The 24,398-nt window shown below is 60.4% G+C and carries 27 protein-coding genes; 16 read left to right on the top strand and 11 right to left on the bottom strand.

The annotated features are described in order from the left end of the window. Positions 1–66 precede the first annotated feature (66 nt). From hisC to ACR0C9_RS00700, 3 genes are read left to right on the top strand one after another with little or no spacing between them, the layout of a single operon-like run. On the top strand, positions 67–1,152 hold the full coding sequence (gene hisC, locus ACR0C9_RS00690) for a histidinol-phosphate transaminase (RefSeq protein ID WP_170452723.1): 1,086 nt from the start codon (positions 67–69) through the stop codon (positions 1,150–1,152). Further along, positions 1,149–2,069: a prephenate/arogenate dehydrogenase family protein gene (locus ACR0C9_RS00695; RefSeq protein ID WP_170622826.1), complete on the top strand. Its 921-nt coding sequence runs from the start codon at positions 1,149–1,151 to the stop codon at positions 2,067–2,069. Before hisC ends, ACR0C9_RS00695 begins: the two co-directional genes overlap by 4 nt. A gap of 29 nt (positions 2,070–2,098) precedes the next feature. Continuing rightward, positions 2,099–2,920, top strand: a complete 822-nt coding sequence (locus tag ACR0C9_RS00700) for an extensin family protein (RefSeq protein ID WP_170453147.1) — start codon at positions 2,099–2,101, stop codon at positions 2,918–2,920. Here ACR0C9_RS00700 and ACR0C9_RS00705 read toward each other — a convergent pair. Beyond that, positions 2,917–3,918 (bottom strand): DUF2125 domain-containing protein, encoded by a 1,002-nt coding sequence (locus ACR0C9_RS00705; protein WP_170452719.1) that lies wholly within the window; start codon positions 3,916–3,918, stop codon positions 2,917–2,919. The two genes, ACR0C9_RS00700 and ACR0C9_RS00705, sit on opposite strands and share 4 nt — an antisense overlap. A 67-nt stretch (positions 3,919–3,985) precedes the next feature. On the opposite strand from ACR0C9_RS00705, the gene ACR0C9_RS00710 reads away from it, so the two are divergent. The 4 genes from ACR0C9_RS00710 (at position 3,986) to ACR0C9_RS00725 (ending at position 8,210) form a co-directional block, all read left to right on the top strand. Beyond that, the gene (locus tag ACR0C9_RS00710; RefSeq protein WP_170622830.1) at positions 3,986–4,516 is read left to right on the top strand and encodes a gamma-glutamylcyclotransferase; all 531 of its coding nucleotides are present in this window, start codon (positions 3,986–3,988) and stop codon (positions 4,514–4,516) included. Between the two features lie 69 nt (positions 4,517–4,585). Further along, positions 4,586–5,764 carry a biopolymer transporter ExbB gene (locus ACR0C9_RS00715; RefSeq protein ID WP_170452715.1) on the top strand — a complete coding sequence of 393 codons (1,179 nt, stop codon included), beginning with the start codon at positions 4,586–4,588 and terminating at the stop codon, positions 5,762–5,764. A 3-nt stretch (positions 5,765–5,767) separates the two neighbouring features. Continuing rightward, a complete protein-coding gene (locus tag ACR0C9_RS00720; RefSeq protein ID WP_170452712.1) occupies positions 5,768–7,447 on the top strand; it encodes a peptidoglycan -binding protein in 1,680 nt (559 codons plus the stop codon). A gap of 106 nt (positions 7,448–7,553) precedes the next feature. Further along, entirely contained in the window at positions 7,554–8,210 is a 657-nt protein-coding gene (locus tag ACR0C9_RS00725) for a phosphotransferase (protein ID WP_480626368.1), read from the top strand. Positions 8,211–8,310: 100 nt separating this feature from the next. Here ACR0C9_RS00725 and clpA read toward each other — a convergent pair whose 3' ends face one another. Both clpA and gloB read right to left on the bottom strand, forming a co-directional pair. After that, positions 8,311–10,635 carry an ATP-dependent Clp protease ATP-binding subunit ClpA gene (gene clpA, locus ACR0C9_RS00730; protein ID WP_170452709.1) on the bottom strand — a complete coding sequence of 775 codons (2,325 nt, stop codon included), beginning with the start codon at positions 10,633–10,635 and terminating at the stop codon, positions 8,311–8,313. A 174-nt stretch (positions 10,636–10,809) separates the two neighbouring features. Then, a complete protein-coding gene (gloB, locus tag ACR0C9_RS00735) occupies positions 10,810–11,577 on the bottom strand; it encodes a hydroxyacylglutathione hydrolase (protein WP_170631953.1) in 768 nt (255 codons plus the stop codon). A gap of 61 nt (positions 11,578–11,638) precedes the next feature. On the opposite strand from gloB, the gene ACR0C9_RS00740 reads away from it, so the two are divergent. From ACR0C9_RS00740 to ACR0C9_RS00770, 7 genes are all read left to right on the top strand, one after another. Beyond that, positions 11,639–12,373 carry a methyltransferase domain-containing protein gene (locus ACR0C9_RS00740; protein WP_170622838.1) on the top strand — a complete coding sequence of 245 codons (735 nt, stop codon included), beginning with the start codon at positions 11,639–11,641 and terminating at the stop codon, positions 12,371–12,373. A gap of 311 nt (positions 12,374–12,684) precedes the next feature. Further along, entirely contained in the window at positions 12,685–13,245 is a 561-nt protein-coding gene (locus tag ACR0C9_RS00745; protein WP_170521667.1) for a F0F1 ATP synthase subunit delta, read from the top strand. After that, on the top strand, positions 13,246–14,784 hold the full coding sequence (gene atpA, locus ACR0C9_RS00750) for a F0F1 ATP synthase subunit alpha (RefSeq protein ID WP_152459013.1): 1,539 nt from the start codon (positions 13,246–13,248) through the stop codon (positions 14,782–14,784). Positions 14,785–14,799: 15 nt separating this feature from the next. Further along, positions 14,800–15,678, top strand: a complete 879-nt coding sequence (locus ACR0C9_RS00755) for a F0F1 ATP synthase subunit gamma (RefSeq protein WP_480780161.1) — start codon at positions 14,800–14,802, stop codon at positions 15,676–15,678. Positions 15,679–15,696: 18 nt separating this feature from the next. Continuing rightward, positions 15,697–17,121, top strand: a complete 1,425-nt coding sequence (gene atpD / locus ACR0C9_RS00760) for a F0F1 ATP synthase subunit beta (RefSeq protein ID WP_170452703.1) — start codon at positions 15,697–15,699, stop codon at positions 17,119–17,121. Between the two features lie 12 nt (positions 17,122–17,133). Then, the gene (locus ACR0C9_RS00765) at positions 17,134–17,544 is read left to right on the top strand and encodes a F0F1 ATP synthase subunit epsilon (RefSeq protein ID WP_050604827.1); all 411 of its coding nucleotides are present in this window, start codon (positions 17,134–17,136) and stop codon (positions 17,542–17,544) included. A gap of 114 nt (positions 17,545–17,658) precedes the next feature. Then, entirely contained in the window at positions 17,659–18,009 is a 351-nt protein-coding gene (locus tag ACR0C9_RS00770) for an H-type lectin domain-containing protein (RefSeq protein ID WP_170452701.1), read from the top strand. A 17-nt stretch (positions 18,010–18,026) separates the two neighbouring features. Here the strand turns inward: ACR0C9_RS00770 and rpiB are convergent, their stop codons facing one another. Both rpiB and ACR0C9_RS00780 read right to left on the bottom strand, forming a co-directional pair. Next, on the bottom strand, positions 18,027–18,476 hold the full coding sequence (gene rpiB, locus ACR0C9_RS00775) for a ribose 5-phosphate isomerase B (RefSeq protein WP_480780162.1): 450 nt from the start codon (positions 18,474–18,476) through the stop codon (positions 18,027–18,029). Between the two features lie 5 nt (positions 18,477–18,481). Then, positions 18,482–19,501: a ribose-phosphate pyrophosphokinase gene (locus ACR0C9_RS00780; protein WP_170452698.1), complete on the bottom strand. Its 1,020-nt coding sequence runs from the start codon at positions 19,499–19,501 to the stop codon at positions 18,482–18,484. Between the two features lie 107 nt (positions 19,502–19,608). Here ACR0C9_RS00780 and ACR0C9_RS00785 point away from each other — a divergent pair, with 107 nt between their 5' ends. Together ACR0C9_RS00785 and ACR0C9_RS00790 are read left to right on the top strand one after the other, a co-directional pair. Next, complete coding sequence (locus tag ACR0C9_RS00785) at positions 19,609–20,211, top strand: 2-hydroxychromene-2-carboxylate isomerase (protein ID WP_170452697.1); 603 nt, start codon at positions 19,609–19,611, stop codon at positions 20,209–20,211. 62 nt (positions 20,212–20,273) lie between these two features. Beyond that, complete coding sequence (locus tag ACR0C9_RS00790; RefSeq protein WP_480582648.1) at positions 20,274–21,044, top strand: alpha/beta fold hydrolase; 771 nt, start codon at positions 20,274–20,276, stop codon at positions 21,042–21,044. Here ACR0C9_RS00790 and ACR0C9_RS00795 read toward each other — a convergent pair. The 6 genes from ACR0C9_RS00795 to ACR0C9_RS00820 all read right to left on the bottom strand — a co-directional run bounded on the left by ACR0C9_RS00795 (position 21,031) and on the right by ACR0C9_RS00820 (position 24,353). Then, entirely contained in the window at positions 21,031–22,065 is a 1,035-nt protein-coding gene (locus ACR0C9_RS00795; RefSeq protein WP_480582646.1) for a threonine aldolase family protein, read from the bottom strand. The two genes, ACR0C9_RS00790 and ACR0C9_RS00795, sit on opposite strands and share 14 nt — an antisense overlap. After that, a complete protein-coding gene (locus tag ACR0C9_RS00800; protein WP_480780163.1) occupies positions 22,065–22,538 on the bottom strand; it encodes a YcgN family cysteine cluster protein in 474 nt (157 codons plus the stop codon). Before ACR0C9_RS00800 ends, ACR0C9_RS00795 begins: the two co-directional genes overlap by 1 nt. Continuing rightward, positions 22,535–23,467, bottom strand: coding sequence for a bifunctional riboflavin kinase/FAD synthetase (locus ACR0C9_RS00805; protein WP_480780164.1), 933 nt, complete (start codon positions 23,465–23,467; stop codon positions 22,535–22,537). The genes ACR0C9_RS00800 and ACR0C9_RS00805 overlap by 4 nt, the downstream gene beginning before the upstream one ends. Before the next feature lie 65 nt (positions 23,468–23,532). Beyond that, positions 23,533–23,649 (bottom strand): Stf0 family sulfotransferase, encoded by a 117-nt coding sequence (locus ACR0C9_RS00810; protein ID WP_480582642.1) that lies wholly within the window; start codon positions 23,647–23,649, stop codon positions 23,533–23,535. Next, positions 23,649–23,726: a Stf0 family sulfotransferase gene (locus ACR0C9_RS00815; RefSeq protein ID WP_480583147.1), complete on the bottom strand. Its 78-nt coding sequence runs from the start codon at positions 23,724–23,726 to the stop codon at positions 23,649–23,651. The genes ACR0C9_RS00810 and ACR0C9_RS00815 overlap by 1 nt, the downstream gene beginning before the upstream one ends. A gap of 183 nt (positions 23,727–23,909) precedes the next feature. Then, positions 23,910–24,353, bottom strand: a complete 444-nt coding sequence (locus tag ACR0C9_RS00820) for a MaoC family dehydratase (protein ID WP_170452686.1) — start codon at positions 24,351–24,353, stop codon at positions 23,910–23,912. Positions 24,354–24,398: the final 45 nt, after the last annotated feature.

The following is a 24,398-nucleotide window of genomic DNA, read 5'->3' on the forward strand; positions in this document are numbered from 1 at the left end:
GGGAATTGCCGCTTTTCTCAACCTCTTGAGACAGGTATGAGAGGCTCCAATCAACGGAGCCTCTCAATGACCAAGATCACCCCGCAACCCGGCATCATGGACATCGCGCTATATCAGGGCGGCCAGTCGCATGTGGCGGGGGTCGAGCATGTGATCAAGCTGAGTTCCAATGAGAACCCGTTTGGACCCAGCCCCAAGGCGATTGAAGCTGTGCGCGATAGCGCCGCGACCTTGCATCGTTATCCCAGCACCGATCATGCCAGTCTGCGCTTTGCTATTGGCGCGCGGCACGGGCTGGACCCGGCGCGGATCATTTGCGGTGTTGGCAGTGACGAGGTGCTGCAATTCATCGCTCAGGCCTATGCGGGGCCGGGGGATGAGGTGATCTATACCGAACATGGATTCTCGATGTACCCGATCATTGCGCGTATGGCCGGGGCCACACCGGTTATGGTGGCTGAGCGCGACCGCCATGTGGATGTCGATAGCATTCTGGCCGCAGTGACCGGGCAGACGCGGATCGTCTTTGTGACCAACCCGGGCAATCCGACCTCGACCATGATCCCCGAGGCCGAGCTGGACCGTCTGGCCAGCGCACTGCCCGAAACTTGCCTGATGGTTATCGATGGGGCCTATGCCGAGTTTGTCGATGGGTTCGATGGCGGCGCCGGGCTGGTGGACGCCCATGAGAATGTGATTATGACCCGGACCTTTTCAAAGGTGTACGGTCTGGGCGGCATGCGCGTGGGTTGGGGCTATGCCCATCAGCCGATCATCGATGTGCTGAACCGGGTGCGCCAGCCCTTCAACCTGTCGCTGACGGCTCTGGCTGCGGCAAAGGCGGCGGTGAACGATGTTGAATTCCTGTCCTTCTGCCAGACCGAGAACGCGCGGCTTCGGGTTTGGCTGGCAGATGAACTGGCCAAGGTCGGCGTACCCTCGGACCCGTCCTGCACCAATTTCATACTTGCGCGCTTTGCGGATCAAGCCGAGGCCGAGGCATGTGACGACTATCTCAAAACGCAGGGTTTGATTGTGCGCCGCGTTGCAGGCTACAACCTGCCCAACGCGCTGCGGATCACCGTCGGCGATGAAGAGGCCTGCCGCCGCGTGGTTGCAGCCGTCACTGCGTTTAAAGGGGGCGCTGCATGAGCCAGATATACGACCGTGTGGCGCTGATCGGGCTGGGCCTGATCGCCTCATCCATGTTCTGGGCGATCAAACGCGCCGGGCTTGCGGGTGAGGTGACGGGCTATGCGCGCTCGGAGGCCACGCGGGAAACGGCCCGCCGGATCGGGTTGTGCGACCGCGTGTGTGACACCGCGCAAGAGGCGGTCGAAGGGGCCGATCTGGTCGTGCTGTGTGTTCCGGTTGGGGCTATGGGCGCAGTTGCCCAAGATATCGCGCCGGTTCTGAAGCCGGGCGCGACGGTGACGGATGTGGGCTCCGTCAAGCGCCACGTCATTCAGGCGGTGTCGCCGCATATTCCCGAAGGCGTGCATTTCATCCCCGCCCACCCGCTGGCCGGGACCGAGCATTCCGGCCCGGAAGCGGGGTTTGCGGAGCTTTACGACAACCGTTGGTGCTTGCTGGTGCCGGTCGAGGGCTCGGACCCCGATGCCATCGCGCGTTTGCGGGCCTTATGGGAAGGCATGGGGTCCAACGTTGATGAGATGGACGCTGATCACCACGATCTGGTGCTGGCCGTGACGTCCCATGCGCCACATCTGATCGCTTATACGATGGTGGGTGTGGCAGATGATCTGCGTCGGGTGACGGATAGTGAGGTTATCAAATACTCGGCGGCGGGTTTCCGGGATTTCACCCGGATTGCCGCATCCGACCCGACCATGTGGCGTGATGTTTTTCTAACCAACAAGGATGCAACGCTGGAAATCCTTGGGCGCTTCACCGAGGAACTGTTTGCCCTGCAACGCGCCATCCGCACCGGGGATGGGGATCATCTGTTCGACTATTTCACCCGCACACGTGCGATCCGGCGCGGGATTATCGATGCGGGTCAGGACACGGACGCGCCGGACTTTGGCCGGGGAAAGGTCAGTTCGTGACACGTGTCCGGGGGCATATCCTGTTCTGTATGGCGGCGCTTTGGGCCGTTGCCGCGCAGGCAAAGCCCCCGGAACAGTCATTGTTTCCCGTTGCGCGTCCCAATAGCACTTCGAACAGCGTCGAATTGGTCGCGGCCTCCAGCCGCGCGGCAACCCCGCTGAGCATCCCCAAAATGCGCCCCGAATTGCGCCCCGTGTCACCGCAGGTTACTGCAGCCGCCGCGCGCCCGTCGGATTTGCCGTTGCTGGGCCCGGATACATCCCTGATGCCTTACCTGCGGCCCGAGTCGCTGGAGCAAGCCATTCTGTTCAAGCGACGTAAGCTGCGCAAAGGCTCGGTTTGTGGGGATATTGCGATTCAGGGCAAACCCGTCGGGCGCGTGAGCAGCAAGGTCAGTGCCTGCGGGATCAAGGATGCGGTGCAGATTACCTCGGTGTCGGGCGTTGCGCTCAGCCGTCCATCAACGATGGATTGCGGAACGGCGATTGCGTTGAACAAGTGGGTGGATAAATCGGTCAAGCCCACGTTCAAGCGGCGCGGACCGGTGGTGCAGTTGCAGGTCGCTGCCCATTATGCCTGCCGGACGCGGAACAATCGCAAAGGCGCGCGTATCTCTGAACATGGCAAAGGCCGCGCCATCGACATTTCGGGTTTCGTTATGGCGGATGGTGAGGTTGTCACCGTCTATGATGGCTGGCGCAAGAACCCTTCGCAGAAACAACTTAAAAAGGTCTGGCGCGGGGCGTGCGGGCCTTTTGGAACGGTTCTGGGGCCGAATTCTGACCGGTACCACCGTGATCACTTCCATCTGGACACGGCGCGCTATCGCCGTGGTCCCTTCTGCCGTTAACGCAGGATCAGGCGTGGGGCCGGGCCCAAGGGCAGGGGCCCCAGCGCCACAAACCCGTCGCGGAAATTCAGTTGCAGATCCAGCGCATTCGGGTTGCCGCCCAGCCCCGCCAGAAAGTTGAGCGCACGGGTGACCGGATCGACCGCCTGATCGGGCAGGGCCCCCGCCGCGTTTGCCATCGCAATCATGTCGCGCCAGTTCTCGGCCTTGATGGCGATTTCGCCGGTTGGAATGCCTTGGGCATCCACGTCCAGCTCACCTGCGGCAAATAACCGAAGCTCTCCCCATTTGATCTCGGCCAGGTTCAGGTCAATGGCCACGGGCTGAGGGCGGCTTTCTTCCAGCGCGGTCCGGTCCCACGGCTTGTCGAATGTGGTTACCATGTCCAGTTCCAGCGTTTCGAACCGCTGCGGCAGCGAGGTGGCGGACTGCATCAGAGCCCGCAGATCGTCCCCCGGGGCGAACCCTTCGATCTGCGCCGTGATTGCATAGGCTTCGGGGGTCGCCGTCTGCTCCATCACAAGGCCAAGGGTGTCGCCGCCGGCCAGCGCCTCGCCGTCTTCCGAGATCAGCCAGGGCCCGGCGGTCAGCGCCATCTTCTCAAGCACCAGCGCGACACCGGGTTGCAGTTGTAACTGGGCCTGAAGCTCCTGCGCCTCAATGGTTGCGGTCTGGTCGAAATAGGACAGGCGCTGGGGTGTGTCGGCAAAGCGCAGAATCTGCCGCCCCGGCCAGATCGCGGGGCTTTGGAATTCGATCCAGTCCGCGCTCCACGCGGTTCCGGTGGCAGGATCGGCCAGGGCCGGGCTGTTCAGCCGCGTGATGTGATGCGCAGGAAATCCCGCTGTTTCGACATCCGAAAACTCGGCCTGCCACCCGCGGGATTGCTGGGCGTCAAACCAGCCTGTGATCGCGTTGCGCAGGCCATATCCGGCGATGAACCAATAGGCGCTCCATGCGATGGCTGCAAAAATGAACACTCGTATCAGACGGCGCATGAGCTTCGGCCCTTTTTCCTGCCTCGGAATTGATGTTTATAGGTCGAAACAGGCAAGGACCAGTGCAATGACAATGTGGGTTTTCGGATATGGATCGCTGCTGTGGAACCCCGGCTTCCCCGTGGCCCGAAGCGAGCTTGCGACGCTGCAAGGATATGCGCGGTCCTTCTGCATGAGCTCGATCCACCATCGCGGCACCGAAGAGAAACCCGGCCTTGTTCTGGCATTGGACGAGCAACCCGATGCCCACTGCAAAGGGCTGGCGCTGGCCGTTGAGGCCGGGCATGAGGACCGCACCCTGCACGAATTGCGCGAGCGTGAGCTGATCTCATCCGCTTACGTGGAACGGATGCTGGACGTGCATCTGGACAATGGCGACATCGTCACTGCCGTGACCTATGTGATTGACGAAGGCCACGTGCAGTATTGCGGGGGCATCCCGCTGGAAGAACAGGCCCAGATCATCGCCCATGCGGTTGGCGGGCGCGGTCCGAACACCGAGTATCTGTACAACACTGCCGAACATCTGGCCGAGATCGGGCTGCATGACCCCGATCTTGAGTGGTTGTCGCAACGGGTGCGCAGTATCACCGCATAAACCCTTGGCGTCACCAGCGGATTTTCGCTAGATTCGGGCCAGAGCAGATAAAGACCGGGAACCACGCGCATGGCGCAGGCACATCAGGGCGCGAGACCCCATTTCTCGCATCCCATTCGACAGATCGTGATGATGTTGATCGCAATCGGTCTGTCCGGGCTGGGGGTTTTTCTGGCGCTGCCCTACGTGCTGCCGGTGTTCTTCGCCAACCCGTATCTGAACGGCTTCATTCTGATGGTGTTCATCATCGGTGTGTTCGCCTGTTTCTATCAGGTCACACAACTGATCGGCTCGGTCCGCTGGATTGAGGCGTTTGTGGGCGGTGTTGTCCGCGAAGATGCCCGAACCCCGCAATTGCTGGCCCCGCTGGCCTCGCTGCTGCGGGAACGGGGTGCGCGGTCGCAGATCAGTTCGACCTCGACCCGGTCGATTCTGGATTCGGTGGCCGAGCGGGTGGAAGAAGAACGTGAGATCACGCGCTATATCACCAACGTCCTGATCTATCTGGGCCTGCTGGGCACGTTCTTTGGCCTCGCCACCACGGTCCCCGCCATCGTCGACACCATCCGCAGCCTGAACCCGCAAGAAGGTGAGGAAGGTCTTGCTGTTTTCAACCGCCTGATGACCGGGCTTGAGGCGCAGTTGCAGGGCATGGGCGTGGCCTTTGGCTCGTCGCTTTTAGGTCTGGCCGGGTCGCTGATCGTGGGCTTGCTAGAGGTGTTTGCGGGCCACGGCCAGAACCGGTTTTACCGCGAGCTTGAGGAATGGTTATCCTCGATCACCCGCGTCGGTTTTGCCTCGGGCGAGGAAGGCGGGGCAGAGATTGCTGTACTGACCCCGGTTCTGGATGCGATGTCCGAACAGATGGACGCCTTGCAAACCTTGTTCGTGGCGCAGGAAACCGACCGGGCTGACGTGTCGAACAAGCTGGGGCAGCTGGTCGATGCCATCGGGCAAATGAACCAGCGTCAGGCGGATAACGAAGGCATTACAGCCGCGCTGGAACGTGTGGCCTTGGGGCAGGACGCCTTGCTGGATCACATGCGCGATCACGGCGCAGGCGACGGCATCGACGCTGAAAGCCGGATGCGCCTGCGATCCATGGACGTCCAACTGCTGCGCATCCTCGAAGAGATTTCGGCTGGCCGTCAGGAAAGCATGAACGAATTCCGCAAGGACATCGAGTTGTTGGTCAAGGCCATGACCCTGCCACGCGGCGCCGTGCGTACGACGCCCGAAGGAGAGTAACCCATGGCCCTGTCCCGTCGCACCGGTCAACGGTTCCAGGGCTCGGTCTGGCCCGGATTCGTGGATGCGATGACGGGCCTGCTGATGGTGCTGACCTTTGTGCTGACCATCTTCATGGTGGTGCAGTTCGTGCTGCGCGAGACGATTTCCGGGCAGGAGGATGAACTGACCGCTCTGTCGGACGAGGTCGCGGCGCTGGCCGGTGCGCTGGGGTTGGAAGAGCGTGAAAACAGCCGCTTGCAGGCCCGGCTGGGGGCCTTGAACGCCACCCTGACGCAGGCCGAGGACGATCTGGCGCAGGCGCAGACCCGCATTACGGATTTTGAGGCTCAGGTCGCAACGTTGCTTGCCGATCAGGCGCGCGCGCAGGACGACATTGCCGCCTTGGAAACACAGCGCGCGGACCTGTTGGGCGAACGGGACGCGTTGGATCAGGCATTGGCCCAAAGCCGCGCGGAAATCGACGCGCAGGCCGAGGCCGCTCGCCTTGCCGCTGCCCGGCGCGAGGCGCTGGAAGCACTGGTGGCCGATCTGGAACAAAGCGGCGAGGAGCGCGCGGCGCAGATCGCGGAATTGCAGGAGCAGCTTAGCGATGAAGAGGCCGCACGGCTTGCTGAAGCCGCCGCAGCGGAAAACCTGCGCAACCGCTTGCAGGATGCCGATGCCGAACTGACCGCGATGACTTTGGCGCTTGAGGCGCAGCGGAAGGAGGCCGAGGACACGCTTACCTTGTTGGCCGCCGCGCAAGCGGCCCGTGCCGAGTTGGAGCGCCAGTTCGGTGAATTGAACAACGAAGACCTGCAAGCCCAGTTGCAGGCTGCCCTGGATGCGCGGACACAGGCGGAAACCGATGCCAATGCGCAAAGAACGCTGGCGGAACAGCGCGCGGCGCTATTGGATGTCGCGCGTGAAACACTCTCTGCAGAGCAGGCGATTTCGGCGAAGGCTCAGCGCGAGGCCGCTTTGCTGAACCAGCAGATTGCGGCCCTGCGGGGGCAGTTGGGGTCCCTACAGGCGTTGCTGGATGACTATGAAGAACGCAATGCTGCCGCCGACATCCAGATTCAGACCTTGGGCCAGGACCTGAACGCAGCGCTTGCGCGGGCCGCCTCCGAAGAGCGCCGCCGCCGCTTGTTGGAAGAGGCCGAACGTCAGCGGCTTGAAGCCGAGGCCGAGGCTCTGGCCGGGCAGAATCAGGAACTGACTGCACAGGCCGAGGACCTGCAACGCTATCGGTCCGAGTTTTTCGGCAGGTTGCGCGATGTTCTGGGCGATCAGGAAGGTGTCCGGATCGAGGGCGACCGGTTCGTGTTCTCATCCGAGGTGCTGTTTGACACAGGTTCAGCAGAATTGTCCGCCGAAGGCCGGCAGGAGGTCGCAAAGGTCGCCGCGATCCTGCGCACCGTTGCCGCCGAAATCCCCGAGGGCCTGAATTGGGTGATCCGGGTCGATGGCCATACCGACAATGTGCCCCTGGCCGGGTCCGGGCGGTATCGCGACAATTGGGAACTGAGCCAGGGTCGCGCCTTGTCGGTCGTGCGCTACATGGTCGATGCGCTGGGCATCCCGCCGAACCGTCTGGCAGCCAACGGGTTTGGTGAGTTCCAGCCCGTCAATCCAGCCGACACCCCCGAAGCCCGCGCGCAAAACCGACGGATCGAGTTGAAACTGACCGAGCGGTAAGGCGTCAACTTTGGATTAAATCGTTCTGCCCGGCGGGAATTTCGCCTCTGGATCCGATGAAACACGGCACTTCGCTTCCTATATTATTTCAAGAGGTTGAGAGGGGATGTGTTTGAAAGGCAGGGTGACAAGTCTGGCTAATGCGGTCGATGAGGCTCTGCTTGCGTCCCATCAGCGCGTGGCCCTGTGTCAGACCAGGCAAGGCGACAAGTTCTGGCTGAAACGTGTCGAACGGTTTGCCCCCCACCTCTGGCTTGTCAAAGGAAATCCCGAACAGGCTTTTGAACGGGATCGGTCTTCTCATCGCAATCTTTGGAACCTTGGTGCGCCTGTCCCCAGAATCCTGGCCGAAGGATGCGGTTACATAGCGGTTGAGGATGCGGGTCGCAGCCTGACCAAGTTTTGCACCGAAAGGTCCATTACGGTTGCGGAAAAGCTCAGGGCGTGCCGGGCTGCTGGGCGCGCGCTGGCGCGTCTTCACGCGATGGGATTGGCGCATGGACGTCCCGCTTTTCGGGATATGTGCTGGGACGGTCGTCAGCTTCGTTTTATCGATTTTGAGTATTTTGTGCCCACAAAAGCGGGCAGGCTGCGCAAGGCGCGCGATCTGAGTATCGCTGTCCTATCTGCCTTTTCTCAGGGTGTAGATGGGCCGCGTTATGCGGTCAGTTTGGCGCTTGCATATCGGGAAGCGCGGGGCAGAGAGCCACTGGTTTTGCCCGTGCCATGCCACGTGACCAGTTTCCGCTCACGCAACCGGTGACTTGGTTGGGTACTGCCCAGTATGTTCTCATCGCGAGAATGCTATGAAACGAAAAAACCCGCCAAAGACTGGCGGGTTTTCTCATTCGTATTTTCACCGATCAGTCGGCAGTCAGCAACGGCGGCTTATCACCCGGAATGCGGCGTTGATCGGGGCCTAGGATTTCAAGATCCAACTCGCCCTTCTTGACCGAGACGCGCACCACGCCGCCCTTGGCCAGTTTGCCGAACAGCAATTCCTCGGCCAAAGGTTTCTTGATGTGCTCCTGAATGACACGGCCCAGCGGACGCGCGCCCATCTTGTCGTCATAGCCCTTGTCGGCCAGCCACGCGGCGGCTTTGGGGGTCAGGTCGATGGTCACGCCGCGATCCAGCAATTGCGCCTCAAGCTGCAGGACGAATTTCTCGACCACTTGCAGGATGACCTCTTTCGGCAACGGCGCGAAGGAAATCACGGCGTCCAGACGGTTGCGGAATTCCGGCGTGAACATGCGTTCGATTGCGGCGGTATCCTCGCCCTCGCGGCGGTCGCGGGCAAAGCCGATGGCGGCCTTGGCCTGTTCCTGCGCGCCCGCGTTCGAGGTCATGATCAGCACCACGTTGCGGAAATTCACCGTACGACCGTTATGGTCGGTCAACTCGCCATGGTCCATCACCTGCAACAAGATGTTGAACACATCCGGGTGGGCCTTTTCGATCTCGTCCAGCAGCAGCACGCAATGCGGATGCTGATCGACACCGTCGGTCAGCAGACCGCCCTGATCGAACCCGACATAGCCCGGAGGGGCACCGATCAGACGGGAAACCGCGTGTTTCTCCATATATTCCGACATGTCAAAGCGCAGCAGTTCCACGCCCAGATTGTCGGCAAGCTGTTTCGCCACTTCGGTCTTACCCACACCGGTCGGACCGGCGAACAGGTAGTTACCGATGGGCTTTTCAGGCTCGCGCAGACCGGCACGGGCCAGTTTGATGGCGCTGGCAAGCGCTTCGATGGCCAGGTCCTGCCCGAACACCACGCGTTTCAGCGAGGCTTCAAGGTCTTTCAGAACCGCCGCATCATCCTTGGTGACATTCTTCGGCGGGATGCGGGCGATCTTGGCGACGACCGCTTCGATCTCTTTCACACCGATGGTCTTGCGACGCTTGCTTTCGGCGACCAGATGCTGCGCGGCACCGGCTTCGTCGATCACGTCGATGGCCTTGTCCGGCAACTTGCGGTCGTTGATATAGCGCGCCGACAGTTCGACGGCCGTCTTGATGGCATCCGCAGTATATTTGATCTCGTGATGTTCTTCGAAATAGGGTTTCAGACCGCGCAGAATCTTCACGCTGTCCTCTACCGAAGGCTCATTCACGTCGATCTTCTGGAACCGGCGGCTCAGCGCGCGGTCTTTTTCGAAATGCTGACGGAATTCCTTGTAAGTGGTCGAGCCCATGGTGCGCAGCTTGCCGCCCTGCAAGGCAGGTTTCAGCAGGTTCGAGGCATCCATCGCCCCGCCTGATGTGGCACCGGCACCGATTACGGTATGAATCTCGTCGATGAAAAGAACCGCGTCGGGGTGATCTTCCAATTCGGTCACAACCGCCTTGAGCCGTTCCTCGAAATCACCACGATAGCGGGTTCCGGCCAGCAACGCGCCCATGTCCAGCGAGTAAATGGTGGTGTTGGACAACACATCCGGGGCCTCGCCGCCCACAATCTTATGCGCCAGACCCTCGGCAATGGCTGTTTTGCCGACGCCTGGATCCCCCACCAACAGCGGGTTGTTCTTGCGGCGACGGCACAGCACCTGAATGCAGCGTTCGACCTCATCCGCGCGACCGATCAGCGGGTCCACATCTCCGGCCCGCGACTTGGCGTTCAGATCGACGCAGTATTTGCCCAGAGCGCTTTCTTTCTGCTCACCATCGCCAGCGCTGGACTGCACCTCTTCCTCGACCTGATCCGCGCCCGAGACCGAGCGGCTTTCGCCATAAGCCGGGTCCTTGGCAACGCCATGGGCGATGAAATTCACCGCATCGTAACGGGTCATGTCCTGTTCTTGCAGGAAATAGGCCGCGTTGCTTTCGCGTTCGGCAAAAATGGCGACCAGCACATTGGCCCCGGTCACTTCGGTCCGGCCCGAGCTTTGAACATGGATCGCGGCGCGCTGGATAACACGTTGGAAGGCGGCAGTGGGCACTGCTTCGGACCCATCTATGTCAGTGACCAGATTAGACAGGTCTTCGTCGATAAATTCGACCAAGGTGCTGCGCAATTCGTCCAGATCGACGCTGCAGGCCTTCATGACCCGAATGGCATCGGGTTCTTCCAGCAGCGCCAGCAGCAGATGCTCCAACGTTGCAAATTCGTGTCGCCGTTCATTCGCAGCTGCAAGGGCCGCGTGGATGGCTTGTTCCAATGTGCTCGAGAATGAAGGCACGCGGGTGCTCCTCTGTCTTGGGTCAGAAGGGGGCGGGCTTTCGGCCGGAACCCCATCCCAACCATGTCCTCATACTATTAGAGTTTGGTTGATCGACGCCCGGCTTCAAGGGTTTTCTTTCACTTGACAGTCACATTTGTTGTGACCGTGTCCGTGAAGAGGGGCAAATAGGCATCAAAACCGGTCTTTTCTACCCCTGATCTCGGCAAAAACAGCAGCAGGGTCAGACCCCACCATGCCAAGATGCGCCTGAATCGCGGGATCAGCGGCCCGCAGGAATGGATTTGTTGCTTTCTCAAGGGCCAAAGTTGACGGAACTGTCGGTTCTCCGGCTGTGCGGGCGCGGTTGGTCTCCGCGACGCGTTGTTGCAAGGCGGCGTTATCGGGATCGACCGTGACGGCAAACTTGGCGTTCGACAGGGTATATTCATGGCCCGAACACACCAGAGTATCCTCGGGTAGCGCAGCCAGCTTGCTGAGCGAGGCCCACATCTGATCCGGCGTGCCTTCGAAAAGGCGACCACAGCCCAGGGCCATCAGGCTGTCTGCGGTAAAGACCACGGCGCTTTGGGGCAGATAAAATGCGATATGACCAACCGTATGGCCCGAAACGTCCAGCACCTCGACCGGCTCTCCTCCGATCTCAAAGCTGTCGCCTTCGGACACTTGCAGGTCCAGCGGGGGCAGGCGATGGGCGTCTGCAGCGGCCCCGATCACCTTGGCTGGATGCCTTTCCAGAATGCCGGGCAGACCATCGACGTGATCCCAGTGATGATGGGTCAGCAACACGTGGCTCAGGCTCCAGCCGCGGCGGTCCAGTTCGGCCAGAATCGGCCCCGGTTCGGGCGCATCGACCAGAGCCGTCTGGCCGGTTGCGGCATCATGCGCCAGAAATGCGTAATTATCGCTGAGACATGGGATGGTTACGATCTCAAGAGGCATGGCCTTTTGCCCTTTCATTGCTAGACTGCGCCCAGCTAAGCCGATTGACCGGGTATCCGCAATGCATCTTGATGTGCAGGATCTGAGGAACTTTTACTACCGCAGCACGCTGGGCCGTGCGGCGCAGGCGGCGATCCGTGGGCGGCTTGTCGATCTGTGGCCCGAAGCCAAGGGCCAAACGGTTGCGGGATTTGGGTTCGCGGTGCCTTTGCTGCGCCCCTATCTGGCCGATGCGCGCCGCGTGATCGGCCTTATGCCCGGTCCGCAGGGCGTGATGCCCTGGCCTGCGGGCATGCCCAATGTTTCGGTCCTGACCGAAGAGACGCTGTGGCCCATCGAAACCGGTCATGTCGACAAGCTGGTGGTCATGCACGGGCTGGAAACCTCGGAACGCCCAAGCCAGTTGCTGGACGAATGCTGGAGGGTTCTGGGGCCGGGTGGCAAGGCCCTGTTCGTCGTACCGAACCGGGCCGGGCTGTGGTCCCGAACCGATCGCACGCCTTTTGGCTTTGGGCGTCCGTATTCGGCGACACAGTTGGAAAACCAGTTGAAGGCGCATCATTTCAAGCGTGAAAACCATTGCTCGGCGCTTTATCTGCCGCCGTCATTCCGGCGCTTCTGGCTGAAATCCGGCAGTCTGATCGAAAAGACGGGCCAGCGGATCCCGACAGTCATGGCCGGTGGCGTTCTGATGGTCGAGGTCAGCAAACATATCCGCCCACCCAGCGGTAGTGTAACGAAAGATACCGCAAAACGGCCGATCAAGGCACTGGACGGGCTGCTCAAGCCCGCGTAACCGCGAAACCTGCGGGGCGTTTTTACCGCCCGAAATTGATGAAAATCGGCCACAGGAATCGCAAAAACCTACAGTTTGGTAACATTTTTATCTCAAGCCAGCCGGTCAAAAGGGTCGCACTTTGCGTAAGTGTATGAAATTCAACGTTTTGTGGATAAGGCGCTGGCCGTGATAATATATTGCTAGCTTGGTTCGGCTCTGCTACATCCCCGGTGATTTTGATCCCCGCCCTTTATGGACGGGGTTTCTTCACGCCCCCGGGGTAGCTGCCGCAACGCGAATTCGGGGCCCAAAATATCGGAAGGGTGGACGTGTCCGAACCAGCTTCGATTTCCACAGGCATCGCCGAGCGCTATGCCACCGCGATTTTCGAGATCGCGAAAGAGAATAATGACCTCGCAGGTCTGGAAACCGGCATCAATGATCTGGCAGCAGCACTGGGCGACAGCGCCGAATTGCGCGACCTGATTGCCTCGCCTCTGGTTTCCCGCTCTGAACAAGAAGGCGCAATCACCGCAATCGCTGCGAAAATGGGTCTTAACACCATTCTGGGCAACACGCTGGGCCTGATGGCGCAGAAACGCCGCCTGTTCGTGGTGCCGCAGCTGGTGCAGGTTCTGCGCGACATGCTGGCGGATGAGCGTGGCGAAGTGACCGCCGATGTCGCCTCGGCCAAGGCGCTGACCAAGACACAACTGGAAAAACTGTCCAAGACGCTGTCCGAGCGTGTGGGCAAGACCGTGACAATCAATGCGACCGTGGATGAAAGCCTCATCGGCGGTCTTGTCGTTAAAGTGGGCTCGAAAATGATCGACAGTTCGATCCGTTCGAAGCTGAACTCCCTACAGAATGCAATGAAAGAGGTCGGATAAATGGGAATCCAAGCTGCAGAGATTTCTGCAATCCTGAAGGACCAGATCAAGAATTTTGGTCAGGAAGCCGAAGTGGCCGAGATCGGCCGCGTGCTGAGCGTCGGTGACGGGATTGCCCGTGTATACGGCCTGGACAATGTGCAGGCGGGTGAAATGGTCGAGTTTCCCGGCGGCATCATGGGCATGGCGCTGAACCTGGAAAGCGACAACGTCGGTGTCGTTATCTTTGGTTCCGACCGTGACATCAAAGAAGGTGACACCGTCAAGCGCACCAACTCGATCGTGGACGTTCCGATTGGTGACGAACTGCTGGGCCGCGTTGTTGACGGTCTGGGCAATCCGCTGGACGGCAAAGGCCCGATCAACGCGACCAAGCGTGGCGTTGCAGACGTTAAGGCACCGGGCATCATCCCACGTAAATCGGTGCACGAGCCGATGGCAACCGGCCTGAAATCGGTTGACGCGATGATCCCGATTGGCCGCGGCCAGCGGGAACTGATCATTGGTGACCGTCAGACCGGCAAAACCGCGGTTGCTCTGGACGCGATCCTGAACCAGAAAACCTACAACGACGCAGCAGGCGACGACGAGTCGAAGAAACTGTACTGCGTTTACGTTGCCATCGGTCAAAAGCGTTCGACCGTTGCGCAGCTGGTGAAGAAGCTGGAAGAATCCGGCGCGATTGAATACTCGATCGTTGTGGCCGCAACCGCGTCCGACCCGGCGCCGATGCAGTTCCTGGCACCTTATGCCGCGACCGCGATGGCCGAATACTTCCGTGACAACGGCCGCCACGCGCTGATCATCTATGATGACCTGTCGAAACAGGCTGTGTCCTATCGTCAGATGTCGCTGCTGCTGCGCCGCCCGCCGGGCCGTGAAGCCTATCCGGGTGACGTATTCTACCTCCATTCGCGCCTGCTGGAGCGTTCGGCGAAGCTGAACGAAGATTTCGGTGCTGGCTCGCTGACCGCTCTGCCGGTTATCGAAACCCAAGGTGGTGACGTTTCGGCCTTTATTCCGACCAACGTGATCTCGATCACCGACGGTCAGATCTTCCTGGAAACCGAACTGTTCTATCAGGGTATCCGTCCTGCCGTGAACACCGGTCTGTCGGTTTCGCGTGTGGGCTCCTCGGCTCAGACCAACTCGATGAAATCGGTTGCCGGTCCGGTTAAGCTGGAACTGGCGCAGTACCGCGAAATGGCTGCGTTTGCGCAGTTTGGTTCCGACCTTGACGCCGCGACCCAGCAGCTGCTGAACCGTGGTGCGCGTCTGACCGAGCTGATGAAACAGCCGCAGTACTCGCCGCTGACCAACGCTGAGATCGTCTGCGTGATCTTCGCCGGTACCAACGGTTACCTCGACAAGATCGACGTGTCCGATGTTGGCCGTTACGAAGCTGGCCTGCTGGCGCACCTGCGTGGCAAGCACGCGGATCTGCTTCAGTGGATCACGGACGAAGATCCCAAGATCAAGGGTGACGCTTCCGACAAGATCAAGGCTGCGCTGGACGAATACGCCGCAACCTTCGCTTAAGGGAGAGGCGGGCATATGCCAAATCTTAAGGACCTTAAAAACAGGATCGAGTCGGTCAAATCGACCCGCAAGATCACCAAGGCCATGCAGATGGTCGCGGCCGCAAAACTGCGCCGCGCCCAGGAATCTGCCGAAGCCTCGCGCCCCTATGCCGAACGGTTCAATGCCGTGATGGCGGGGCTGGCGGCGTCGGTCGGGGGCAGCGACAGCGCCCCCAAGCTGCTCCGGGGTACGGGCAGCGATGATGTCCATCTGCTGGTTGTCATGACAGCTGAACGCGGCCTGTGCGGCGGCTTCAACTCGAACATCGCCAAGCTGGCCCGCCAAAAGGCGGACGAGCTGCGTGCCAAAGGCAAGACGGTCAAGGTTCTGACCGTCGGCAAGAAAGGCCGCGACGCGCTCAAGCGTGATTTTGGCGATCTGTTCGTTGGACATATCGACCTGAGCGAGGTCAAGCGTCTGGGTTACACCAACGCGCAGGACATCGCCAAGGATATCCTGTCCCGCTTTGACGGGGGTGAGTTCGATGTTGCCACGATCTTCTACTCGAAGTTCGTCAACGTTGTGACGCAGATCCCGTCGGCACAGCAGATCATCCCCGCCTCGTTCGAGGACGAAGCGGCAGGTGACGACAGCGGTGCCGTGTTCGATTACGAGCCCAGCGAAGAGGCCATTCTGGCCGACCTGCTGCCCAAGGGGGTTGCCACCGCGATCTTCTCGGCCTTGCTCGAAAACGGAGCGTCTGAACAGGGTGCACGGATGTCCGCGATGGACAACGCGACACGCAACGCGGGTGAGATGATCGACAAGCTGACGATCCAGTTCAACCGCTCGCGTCAGGCCGTGATCACCAACGAGCTGATTGAAATTATTTCCGGCGCCGAAGCGCTGTAAGAAAACCGGAGACGAAACATGGCGAATGCAAAAGGCAAAGTCACACAGATCATCGGGGCCGTCGTTGACGTGCAGTTCGATGATGCGCTGCCTGAAATTCTGAACGCGCTGGAAACCACCAACAATGGCAAGCGCCTGGTGTTGGAAGTTGCTCAGCACCTGGGTGAAAACACTGTCCGCACCATTGCGATGGACGCGACCGAAGGTCTGGTCCGCGGCGAAGCGGTTACCGACACCGGCGCGCCGATCTCGGTTCCGGTTGGTAACGCCACCCTGGGCCGCATCCTGAACGTTGTCGGCGAGCCGATCGACGAAAAGGGCGAGGTTGTCGCAACCGAGACCCGCGCGATCCACCAACCCGCACCCGAGTTTGACGAACAGTCGACCGAGTCGGAAATCCTGGTCACCGGTATCAAGGTTGTTGACCTGCTGGCCCCCTACGCCAAAGGCGGTAAAATCGGCCTGTTCGGCGGCGCGGGCGTTGGCAAAACCGTTCTGATCATGGAACTGATCAACAACATCGCAAAAGTGCACTCGGGCTTTTCGGTGTTCGCGGGTGTTGGTGAACGGACCCGTGAAGGCAACGACCTGTATCACGAGATGATCGAATCGAACGTTATTAAACCTGACAACCTGTCGGAATCGCAGGTTGCCCTGGTATACGGTCAGATGAACGAACCTCCGGGAGCACGTGCGCGTGTTGCTCTGACCGGTCTGACCCTGGCCGAGCAGTTCCGCGACCAGTCCGGGACCGACGTTCTGTTCTTCGTCGACAACATCTTCCGCTTCACGCAGGCGGGTTCCGAGGTTTCGGCTCTGCTGGGTCGTATTCCTTCGGCTGTGGGCTATCAGCCGACACTGGCCACCGACATGGGCGCGCTGCAGGAACGCATCACCTCGACCAAGTCGGGCTCGATCACCTCGGTGCAGGCCATTTACGTGCCTGCGGACGACCTTACCGACCCTGCGCCTGCGACCTCGTTTGCGCACCTCGACGCGACCACCGTTCTGAACCGTGCGATCTCGGAAAAGGGTATCTACCCGGCGGTTGACCCGCTCGACTCGACCTCGCGTCTGCTTGACCCGGCGATTGTTGGTGAAGAGCACTACAAGGTTGCGACCGACGTTCAGCAGATCCTCCAGCGCTACAAGTCGCTGCAGGACATCATCGCCATCCTCGGCATGGACGAACTGTCGGAAGAGGATAAACTGACCGTGGCCCGTGCCCGTAAGATCGAACGCTTCCTGTCGCAGCCGTTCGACGTGGCCGAGGTTTTCACCGGTTCGCCGGGCGTTCAGGTTCCTCTGGATGTCACCATCTCGTCGTTCAAGGCCGTTGTGGCTGGCGAATACGATCACCTGCCCGAAGCGGCCTTCCTGATGGTTGGCGGCATCGAAGAAGTGATCGCCAAAGCCGAGAAGATGGCAGCAGAAGCCGCCTAAGGAGTATCCCTGATGGCAAACACGATGCAATTCGACCTCGTCAGCCCCGAGCGGAGCCTCGCTTCGCTCAGCGCTACCGCGGTCCAGATTCCCGGCGCGGACGGGGACATGACGGCGATGCCCGATCATGCCCCCACCATCACCACGCTGCGCCCCGGTCTGCTGAAGGTTGAGGCACCCGAAGGGTCCAGCGAATACCTGGTCACCGGCGGGTTTGCCCAGATCAACGGCGACAGCCTTTCGGTTCTGGCCGAAAAAGCGATCCCGGTGGCCGAAGTGACCCGCGCACATCTGGACGAGCTGATCGAAGACGCCCGCGCCTCGCACGAGGCGGCCAAGGGTGGTGACGACCAGACCATCGTCGATGATGCCGCCAAGTTGCTGGCCGACATGGAAGCGCTTGGAACGCATATGAGCCTGTAACAGGCATCACAGCTGAAAATTTGAACGGCCTCGCACCTGCGGGGCCGTTTTTTTGTCGTGCTTTTGCCGAAAAGCCGGGATAAGTTGCGGGAATTCAAGAATAATGATGACAGAATGAAGAAATTTCTTACCCATCCCATCGGCATCGATCAGGGCGAAGAGGTGCTGTTTTCCGAATTCGCCGAAGGCGGCGATATGTGGACCGGCGAAGGCCCGCGCGAACGTCGGGCTCAGATTCGATTCAGCGAAGCCTTTCGGTCGATCCCGGTTGTACAGGTGGGCATTTCGCTGTGGGACGTGGACACGTCTTCGGCATTACGGGCAGAGGTGAAGGCGCAGGATGTGACGCCCCAGGGGTTCACGGCTGTATTCCGCACCTGGTCGGATACCCGTATCGCCCGCATCCGGGTTGCATGGACGGCTATTGGTGAAGTCGCCCACGCAGATGATTGGAATATCTCCTGATCGGAGCAGGGCGCGGATTAGCTGTCCTGCGCCTCGATCATATCCACTCGTGTAGCGTGGCGGCCGCCTTCGAACTCGGCGGACAGAAACGCGTCCACGATGTCCAGAGCCTGACCTTCGCCGACGACGCGCGCACCGATGGACAGCATGTTGGCATTGTTGTGCTGGCGGATCATCCGGGCCGAGAAGGCGTCAGAGCACACGCCGCAACGGATGCCGCGGACCTTGTTCGCCGCCATCATGATCCCTTGCCCGGTGCCGCAAAGGATGATGCCCAGCTGACAGTCACCCGACGCCACAGCTTGCGCTGCGGCTTTGCCGTGTTTGGGGTAATGCGTGCTTTCCCGGGTCGTCGGGCCGATATCGACCACCTCCCAGCCTTGCTGGGCGATGTGGTTGGCCACGGCCTGACGCAGATCGATCGCTGCGTGGTCGCTGGACAGGACAATACGTTTGTTGGCAGTCATCACATTCAGTCCATCTGGTACATGGATTCGTAGATCGGCGTCAGCGTTTTGTCTTCGAACAGAGATGACACGCTGGTGCCGTTCCAGATGTTCAGGATGGCCTGAGTGAAGATCGGTGCGGTCGGAACGATGCGGATATTCTTGGCCTTCAGGATCTCTTTGGTCGGCTGGATTGTATCCGTCAGGACCAGAGATTTCATGACCGAATTGGTCACACGCTCGACCGCGGGGCCGCTCATGACGCCATGGGTGATGTAGGAATGAACCTCTTTCGCGCCGTTATCCAGCAGGACCTGAGCCGCCTTGCACAGCGTTCCGGCGGTGTCGCACATATCGTCCACAATCAAGCAGATTTTGTCTTTGACGTCACCGATCACGGTCATTTCAGCCACTTCACCCGCTTTTTCCCGGCGTTTATCGACAATCGACAGCGGGGCGTTGATGCGCTTGGCCAACTCGCGGGCGCGGGCCACGCCGCCGACATCGGGCGAGACCACCATGATTTCGTCCAGATTGTCCTTGAACTGATGCTTCACATCCAGCGCAAAGATCGGCGAGGCGTAAAGGTTGTCTACCGGGATATCAAAGAACCCCTGAATCTGGGCTGCGTGCAGGTCCATGGTCAGAACCCGCTCGATCCCTGCACCGGTCAGCATGTTTGCGACAAGCTTGGCGCTGATTGGCGTGCGGGCCTTGGTGCGGCGGTCCTGACGGGCGTAGCCGAAATAGGGGATCACGGCGGTGATCCGCTGGGCCGACGACCGGCGCAGCGCGTCGGCGATGATCAGCAGTTCCATCAGGTTGTCATTGGCCGGGTTCGAGGTCGGCTGGATGATGAACATATCCTCGCCCCGTACGTTCTCGAAGACTTCGACGAAGATCTCGCCGTCATTGAAACGCTCGACCCGCGCATCGACCAGACCCTGGTCAACGCCGCGATACAGGCTCATGCGGCGAGCGATGGTTTCGGCAAGCGGAAGGTTTGCGTTCCCAGCAATAAGCTTGGGTTCGTGGAGTGTCGGCATTGGCTGAGATCCCCGGGCAGCGTTGGCAATGTGACAGATTCGTGATGTTGACACCGCTTAGCATGGCCTTACCGTCCCGCAAAGATAACGCTGCGGAGAAAGTGCACATGACCCAGATTGACTACTTTTTTGCGACAATTTCGCCCTACACCTATCTGGCCGGTTCCCGGCTGGAAGAGATCGCGGCGAAGCACGGCGCGACGATCAATTACAAACCGCTGGATATCATGGCCTTGTTCGCGCGCACCGGGGGAACGCCGCCAAAAGACCGCCATATCTCGCGCACCGAATACCGCGCGCAGGAGTTGCTGCGGCAATCCAGGGATCTGGGGATGGAGTTCAATCTGCAGCCCGCACACTGGCCGACCAATATGGCCCCGTCGTCCTATGCGGTGATCGCCGCGATCAAGGATGGCTCGGGCGATGTGGGCAAGCTGTGCCAGTCCATCCTGCGCGCCTGCTGGGCCGAGGAAAAGGATGTGGCACAGGATGATGTGATCCGCGACTGTCTGTCGAATGCCGGGTTTGACCCCGATCTGGCCAATAGTGGCTTGCTGGTCGGGGCCGAGACCTATGCCGCCAATCTGGAAGAGGCCGTGGATCGCGGCGTGTTTGGCGCGCCGTTCTACCTCACGCCCGATGGCCAGCGGTTCTGGGGTCAGGACCGGCTGGACGATCTGGATCGGCATCTGGCAGGGATGAACGGGTGACAGCCTTGGCTGCGGCGTCACACGCGGCCTTCGTCCGGCATTTGGGGAAGGGGGAGCGCAAATTGCTCGCCCTTCACTGCACCATTGCGCATTCCGGCGCGTGGTCCGGTTTGGCCAAGGTTCTGGAGGGCAGCGCGTCTCTGATCGCCCCAGATATGCCGTCGCACGGGCGCAGTCCGGATTGGGACGGGCAGAGCGATTTCTTCGATGCGGTGACTGGGCAGGCGACGCAGGAGTTGACCGAACCCATGGATCTGATCGGTCATTCCTTTGGGGCGATCGCCGCGCTGCGGCTGGCAATGGTAAACCCGCAATACGTGCGCAGCCTGACCCTGATCGAACCCGTATTCTTTGCCGTGGCAAAACAGGATGCGCCCCAGTTGTTCGACCAGCACATCCACGCGTCCCAACCGATCAATGCAGCCTTCGCGGCGGGCGATACAGCTTTGGCCGCACGGCTGTTCAACCGGATGTGGAGCACCGGCATCAGCCCGAAATGGCCTGACCTGCCCGAACGAACGCGGGCCAGCATGGTGCGGGGAATACATGTTGTTCCTGCCTCCCATCCCGTGCTGTACGAGGACCGCGCCGGGTTGCTGGACCCGGAGAACTGCAAGCGCGTCACGATGCCGACCCTGTTGCTGAGCGGATCAGAAACCGACCCGACACTGCCGGTGATCTGCGAAGGTTTGCGGCAGCGCCTGCCAAATGCGCGGCATAAGGTGGTACGCGGCGCGGGGCACATGTTGCCCATCTCGCACCCCCATGAGACAGGCGCGCTGCTTCAGGAGTTCTGGAAAGCCAACCCCGCGACAGGCGTTACAGCAGGCTGAGGAACTGGTCGATTTCAGCCGCGCCAATCGACCAGTCGCAAACCAATCGGCAGGCGAGGTTTTCGTCGTCATCGTCCCCCTCAAGCTCGGCACCCCAGAGGTGATAGACCGCCCCGGCCTCGTGCAATTGTTTGTGCTTGGCGCGCGGGAATGAGGCGAAGATCATATTGGCCTGCGGCTCGTGCAGGAACGCAGCCCCCTTGGCGCGCAATCCATCGGCCAGCCGGGCGCAGTTGTCGTTGGCCTGACGCGCCATTTTCAACCACAGATCATCTTCCAGATACGCCGCCATCTGGGCCGACAGGTAGCGATGCTTGGAAAACAGATGCGCCCCGCGTTTGCGGCGCAGCTCGAATTCCCACGCTTTGCTTTCGTCAAAGAACACCACGGCCTCGACGCCCATCAGGCCGTTCTTTGTGCCGCCAAAGCTGACCGCATCGACACCCGATTTCCACGTCATCTCGGCCGGGGAACAATTTAGGGCAACAAGCGCGTTGGTGAACCGCGCCCCGTCCAGATGGACGGGCAGGCCGTATTCCTTGGCCACACCGCACAGGGCCTGCAACTCTTCCAGCGAATAAACTGACCCGCGCTCGGTGACCTGAGTGATCGATACAGGCCCGCGCTGTGGCCCGTGCACCCCACGGGTTTCTTCGCCCAGGATCGAGCCGCGCAGCGCGTCGGGGGTCATCTTGTCGCCACCCGGCACCAGTGTCAGCTTGGCCCCGCTGTAAAACTCGGGCGCGTTGCACTCATCCTCGTGGATATGCGCGACCGGAGAACAGAAGACCGTTTCCCAGGGGTTGGACAGCGTCGCAAGGGCCAGCGAATTTGCCGCCGTCCCCGTCGCCACCAGATAAACCGCAGCGCCCGGTGCCTCGAAGATGCTGCGGATACGGTCGCGCACCTCGTTCATCATCGTGTCCGCGCCATAGGCCATCTGGTACCCCTGATTGGCCTCGGCCAGCTTGGCCATGACCTGCGGGTGAACCGGGCCGGAATTGTCAGACGCGAAATACATCAGGTTGGCTCCTCGATAATATGGTCTTCCCACTCTTCCATGGGGGTTTCGAACTCGGACACCGTGCGGCCCTGAACCGAGACGCCCGCCGCGTGTACGCTGTCCGGCGTACCAGATATCAAAGGATGCCAGTCGTAAAGAGGTTTGCCTTCCCACAGTAATCGATACGCACAGGTTTGCGGCAACCAATAGGCGTGGTCGTCGATATTGTCGGGAGTCATGACGATGCATTCGGGCACGAACTGGTGCCGGATGTCATATTGCGTGCAGCTGCAGCTTTCATCGTCCAGCAGGCGACAGGCAACGCAGGTCAGGGCAACCTCGCCTGTGTCCTCATCCTCAAGCTTGTTCAGGCAGCATTTGCCGCAGCCGTCGCACAGGGCCTCCCACTCGCGCTGGTTCATCTTGCGCAAGGGCTTGCGTTCCCAAAACCGGGCCGGCAGGCCCGTGCGTTCAATCGGATCGGTGGTCATAGGGCGGCCAGAATGCCACGGGCCTTTTCGCAATCGGCACCCATCTGCGCGATCAGGCCGTCCAGCCCATCGAATGTCAGCTCTGGTCGCAGGAAGTCGATCAGACCGACGGACAGGGTCGAGCCGTAAAGATCACCGGAAAAGTCGAACAGGAAGGTTTCGATGTTGGGGGCTTCGCCATGGAACATGGGGCGCACACCGATCGAGGCCGCCCCGTGATAGCTGCCCTGATGCGGTCCGTCCAACACGTCGACCAGCACGGCATACACCCCGAATTTGGGCGGGTGCAGACCTTCGATGGACATGTTCGCGGTTGGAAAGCCCAACTCGCGCCCGCGCTGCTCGCCCCCGATCACCACGCCTTCGATCCGGTGCCAATGGCCCAGCATGGCGGCCGCATCACGCGGACGCCCGTCGCTGAGAGCGGTGCGAATGGCGGTCGAGGAAACAACGTTTTCCGACCGCTCCATCAGTGGTGCAATGGTGACGCCAAATCCCATCTGCTCGCCAAAGTTGACCATATCCTGCGCGGTGCCGACACGACCTTTGCCAAAACAGAAATCTGCCCCCACAACGATATGGGACAGGCCCAGCCCATCGCAAATGACGTTTCTGGCGAACTCTTCCGGGGACAACCCGGCAAGCGCCGCATTGAACGGCAGTTCGTACAGCATCTGCACGCCCAGCTTCTCAAGCCGGTGCGCCCGCGCGTTGCCCCGCATCAACCGGAAAGGGGGGGCGTCCGGGGCGAAGTACTCGCGCGGATGCGGCTCGAACGTCAAAACACCCAAATGCGCATCAGGGGCAGCGCGGCGCGCCAGTTCGATCACCGACTGGTGCCCCAAATGAACGCCATCAAAATTCCCGATCGCCACACTGGCGCCGCGGTCCTGAGGCTCGATGTACTGAAAATCCCGGATGATGTGCATATGGCTTGCCTAGCTGGACTGTCACGCGGGTTCAAGCACCTGATTGTTCTTGCATGCACGGCATCTCAGATGTGCTTTGCCGCGAATTGGCGAACCCAGTCCCTGTTCGTGGCATCCGAGAGTTTGGCCGTCGGCGTTTCGACGCCCTGCGCCAGATCCGGATCAAGAGCCAGGGTTTGCATCACCTAGGCCAATCCGACGGGGATGGCGCGTGAAAATAGGTGTCTGGCCGACCCGCGCACCCGGTTTCACGTAACAGTCGACATCACAGAGTGCTGCCACTGTAGGAGCTGGTTCAGATGAAATAGGAATTGAAGCGGGGCACTATTTGACCCATTGGCCTGATGAACGGCTATCCCTCTACGATCCCATGATCTTGTACGCCAACAACAAAAAAGGCGCCGGTTTGGGCGCCTTTGCTGTGACGTGATGTGATCAAGGCTCAGTCGAATTTGCGCGACGGGGCCAGAACCATAGCCTCACCAATCAGGACCTTCTTGCCGTCGACCGAGCAATGGCAATCCAGCTTGACGCGGCGTTTGGCAAAGTCGATGTCGATGACTTTCACCTCGGCATAGACCATGTCGCCGGGGCGCACGGGGGCCAGGAATTTCAGCGACTGACCCATGTATACGGTGCCATGGCCAGGCAGCTGCTCTCCGATCACGGCCGAGATCAGACCCGCCGTCAGCATCCCGTGGGCGATGCGCCCTTCAAAGATCGTGTCACGCGCATAATCGTCATCCAGATGCACCGGATTCCGGTCGGTCGAAACCTGCGCGAACATCTCGATATCCTCATCCGTCACCACTTTGCGCAGGTGGCGGGACATGCCCATCTCGATGTCTTCGATACAGATCGTTCCGCGTGGAAGATTGTCCAACATGTTGCCCTCACTCGAAGTTGGCCGTGAAAGAAAAATCCACCATCA

It is taken from the genome of Ruegeria sp. C12 (genome assembly GCF_056537745.1).

Coding starts and splice junctions, on each gene's coding strand:
- hisC (WP_170452723.1), top strand. CDS start 67: ATGACCAAGATCACCCCGCAACCCGGCATCATGGACATCGCGCTATAT.
- ACR0C9_RS00695 (WP_170622826.1), top strand. CDS start 1,149: ATGAGCCAGATATACGACCGTGTGGCGCTGATCGGGCTGGGCCTGATC.
- ACR0C9_RS00700 (WP_170453147.1), top strand. CDS start 2,099: ATGGCGGCGCTTTGGGCCGTTGCCGCGCAGGCAAAGCCCCCGGAACAG.
- ACR0C9_RS00705 (WP_170452719.1), bottom strand. CDS start 3,918: ATGCGCCGTCTGATACGAGTGTTCATTTTTGCAGCCATCGCATGGAGC.
- ACR0C9_RS00710 (WP_170622830.1), top strand. CDS start 3,986: ATGACAATGTGGGTTTTCGGATATGGATCGCTGCTGTGGAACCCCGGC.
- ACR0C9_RS00715 (WP_170452715.1), top strand. CDS start 4,586: ATGGCGCAGGCACATCAGGGCGCGAGACCCCATTTCTCGCATCCCATT.
- ACR0C9_RS00720 (WP_170452712.1), top strand. CDS start 5,768: ATGGCCCTGTCCCGTCGCACCGGTCAACGGTTCCAGGGCTCGGTCTGG.
- ACR0C9_RS00725 (WP_480626368.1), top strand. CDS start 7,554: ATGTGTTTGAAAGGCAGGGTGACAAGTCTGGCTAATGCGGTCGATGAG.
- gloB (WP_170631953.1), bottom strand. CDS start 11,577: ATGCCTCTTGAGATCGTAACCATCCCATGTCTCAGCGATAATTACGCA.
- ACR0C9_RS00740 (WP_170622838.1), top strand. CDS start 11,639: ATGCATCTTGATGTGCAGGATCTGAGGAACTTTTACTACCGCAGCACG.
- atpA (WP_152459013.1), top strand. CDS start 13,246: ATGGGAATCCAAGCTGCAGAGATTTCTGCAATCCTGAAGGACCAGATC.
- ACR0C9_RS00755 (WP_480780161.1), top strand. CDS start 14,800: ATGCCAAATCTTAAGGACCTTAAAAACAGGATCGAGTCGGTCAAATCG.
- atpD (WP_170452703.1), top strand. CDS start 15,697: ATGGCGAATGCAAAAGGCAAAGTCACACAGATCATCGGGGCCGTCGTT.
- ACR0C9_RS00765 (WP_050604827.1), top strand. CDS start 17,134: ATGGCAAACACGATGCAATTCGACCTCGTCAGCCCCGAGCGGAGCCTC.
- ACR0C9_RS00770 (WP_170452701.1), top strand. CDS start 17,659: ATGAAGAAATTTCTTACCCATCCCATCGGCATCGATCAGGGCGAAGAG.
- rpiB (WP_480780162.1), bottom strand. CDS start 18,476: ATGACTGCCAACAAACGTATTGTCCTGTCCAGCGACCACGCAGCGATC.
- ACR0C9_RS00780 (WP_170452698.1), bottom strand. CDS start 19,501: ATGCCGACACTCCACGAACCCAAGCTTATTGCTGGGAACGCAAACCTT.
- ACR0C9_RS00785 (WP_170452697.1), top strand. CDS start 19,609: ATGACCCAGATTGACTACTTTTTTGCGACAATTTCGCCCTACACCTAT.
- ACR0C9_RS00795 (WP_480582646.1), bottom strand. CDS start 22,065: ATGTATTTCGCGTCTGACAATTCCGGCCCGGTTCACCCGCAGGTCATG.
- ACR0C9_RS00800 (WP_480780163.1), bottom strand. CDS start 22,538: ATGACCACCGATCCGATTGAACGCACGGGCCTGCCGGCCCGGTTTTGG.
- ACR0C9_RS00805 (WP_480780164.1), bottom strand. CDS start 23,467: ATGCACATCATCCGGGATTTTCAGTACATCGAGCCTCAGGACCGCGGC.
- ACR0C9_RS00810 (WP_480582642.1), bottom strand. CDS start 23,649: ATGCAAACCCTGGCTCTTGATCCGGATCTGGCGCAGGGCGTCGAAACG.
- ACR0C9_RS00820 (WP_170452686.1), bottom strand. CDS start 24,353: ATGTTGGACAATCTTCCACGCGGAACGATCTGTATCGAAGACATCGAG.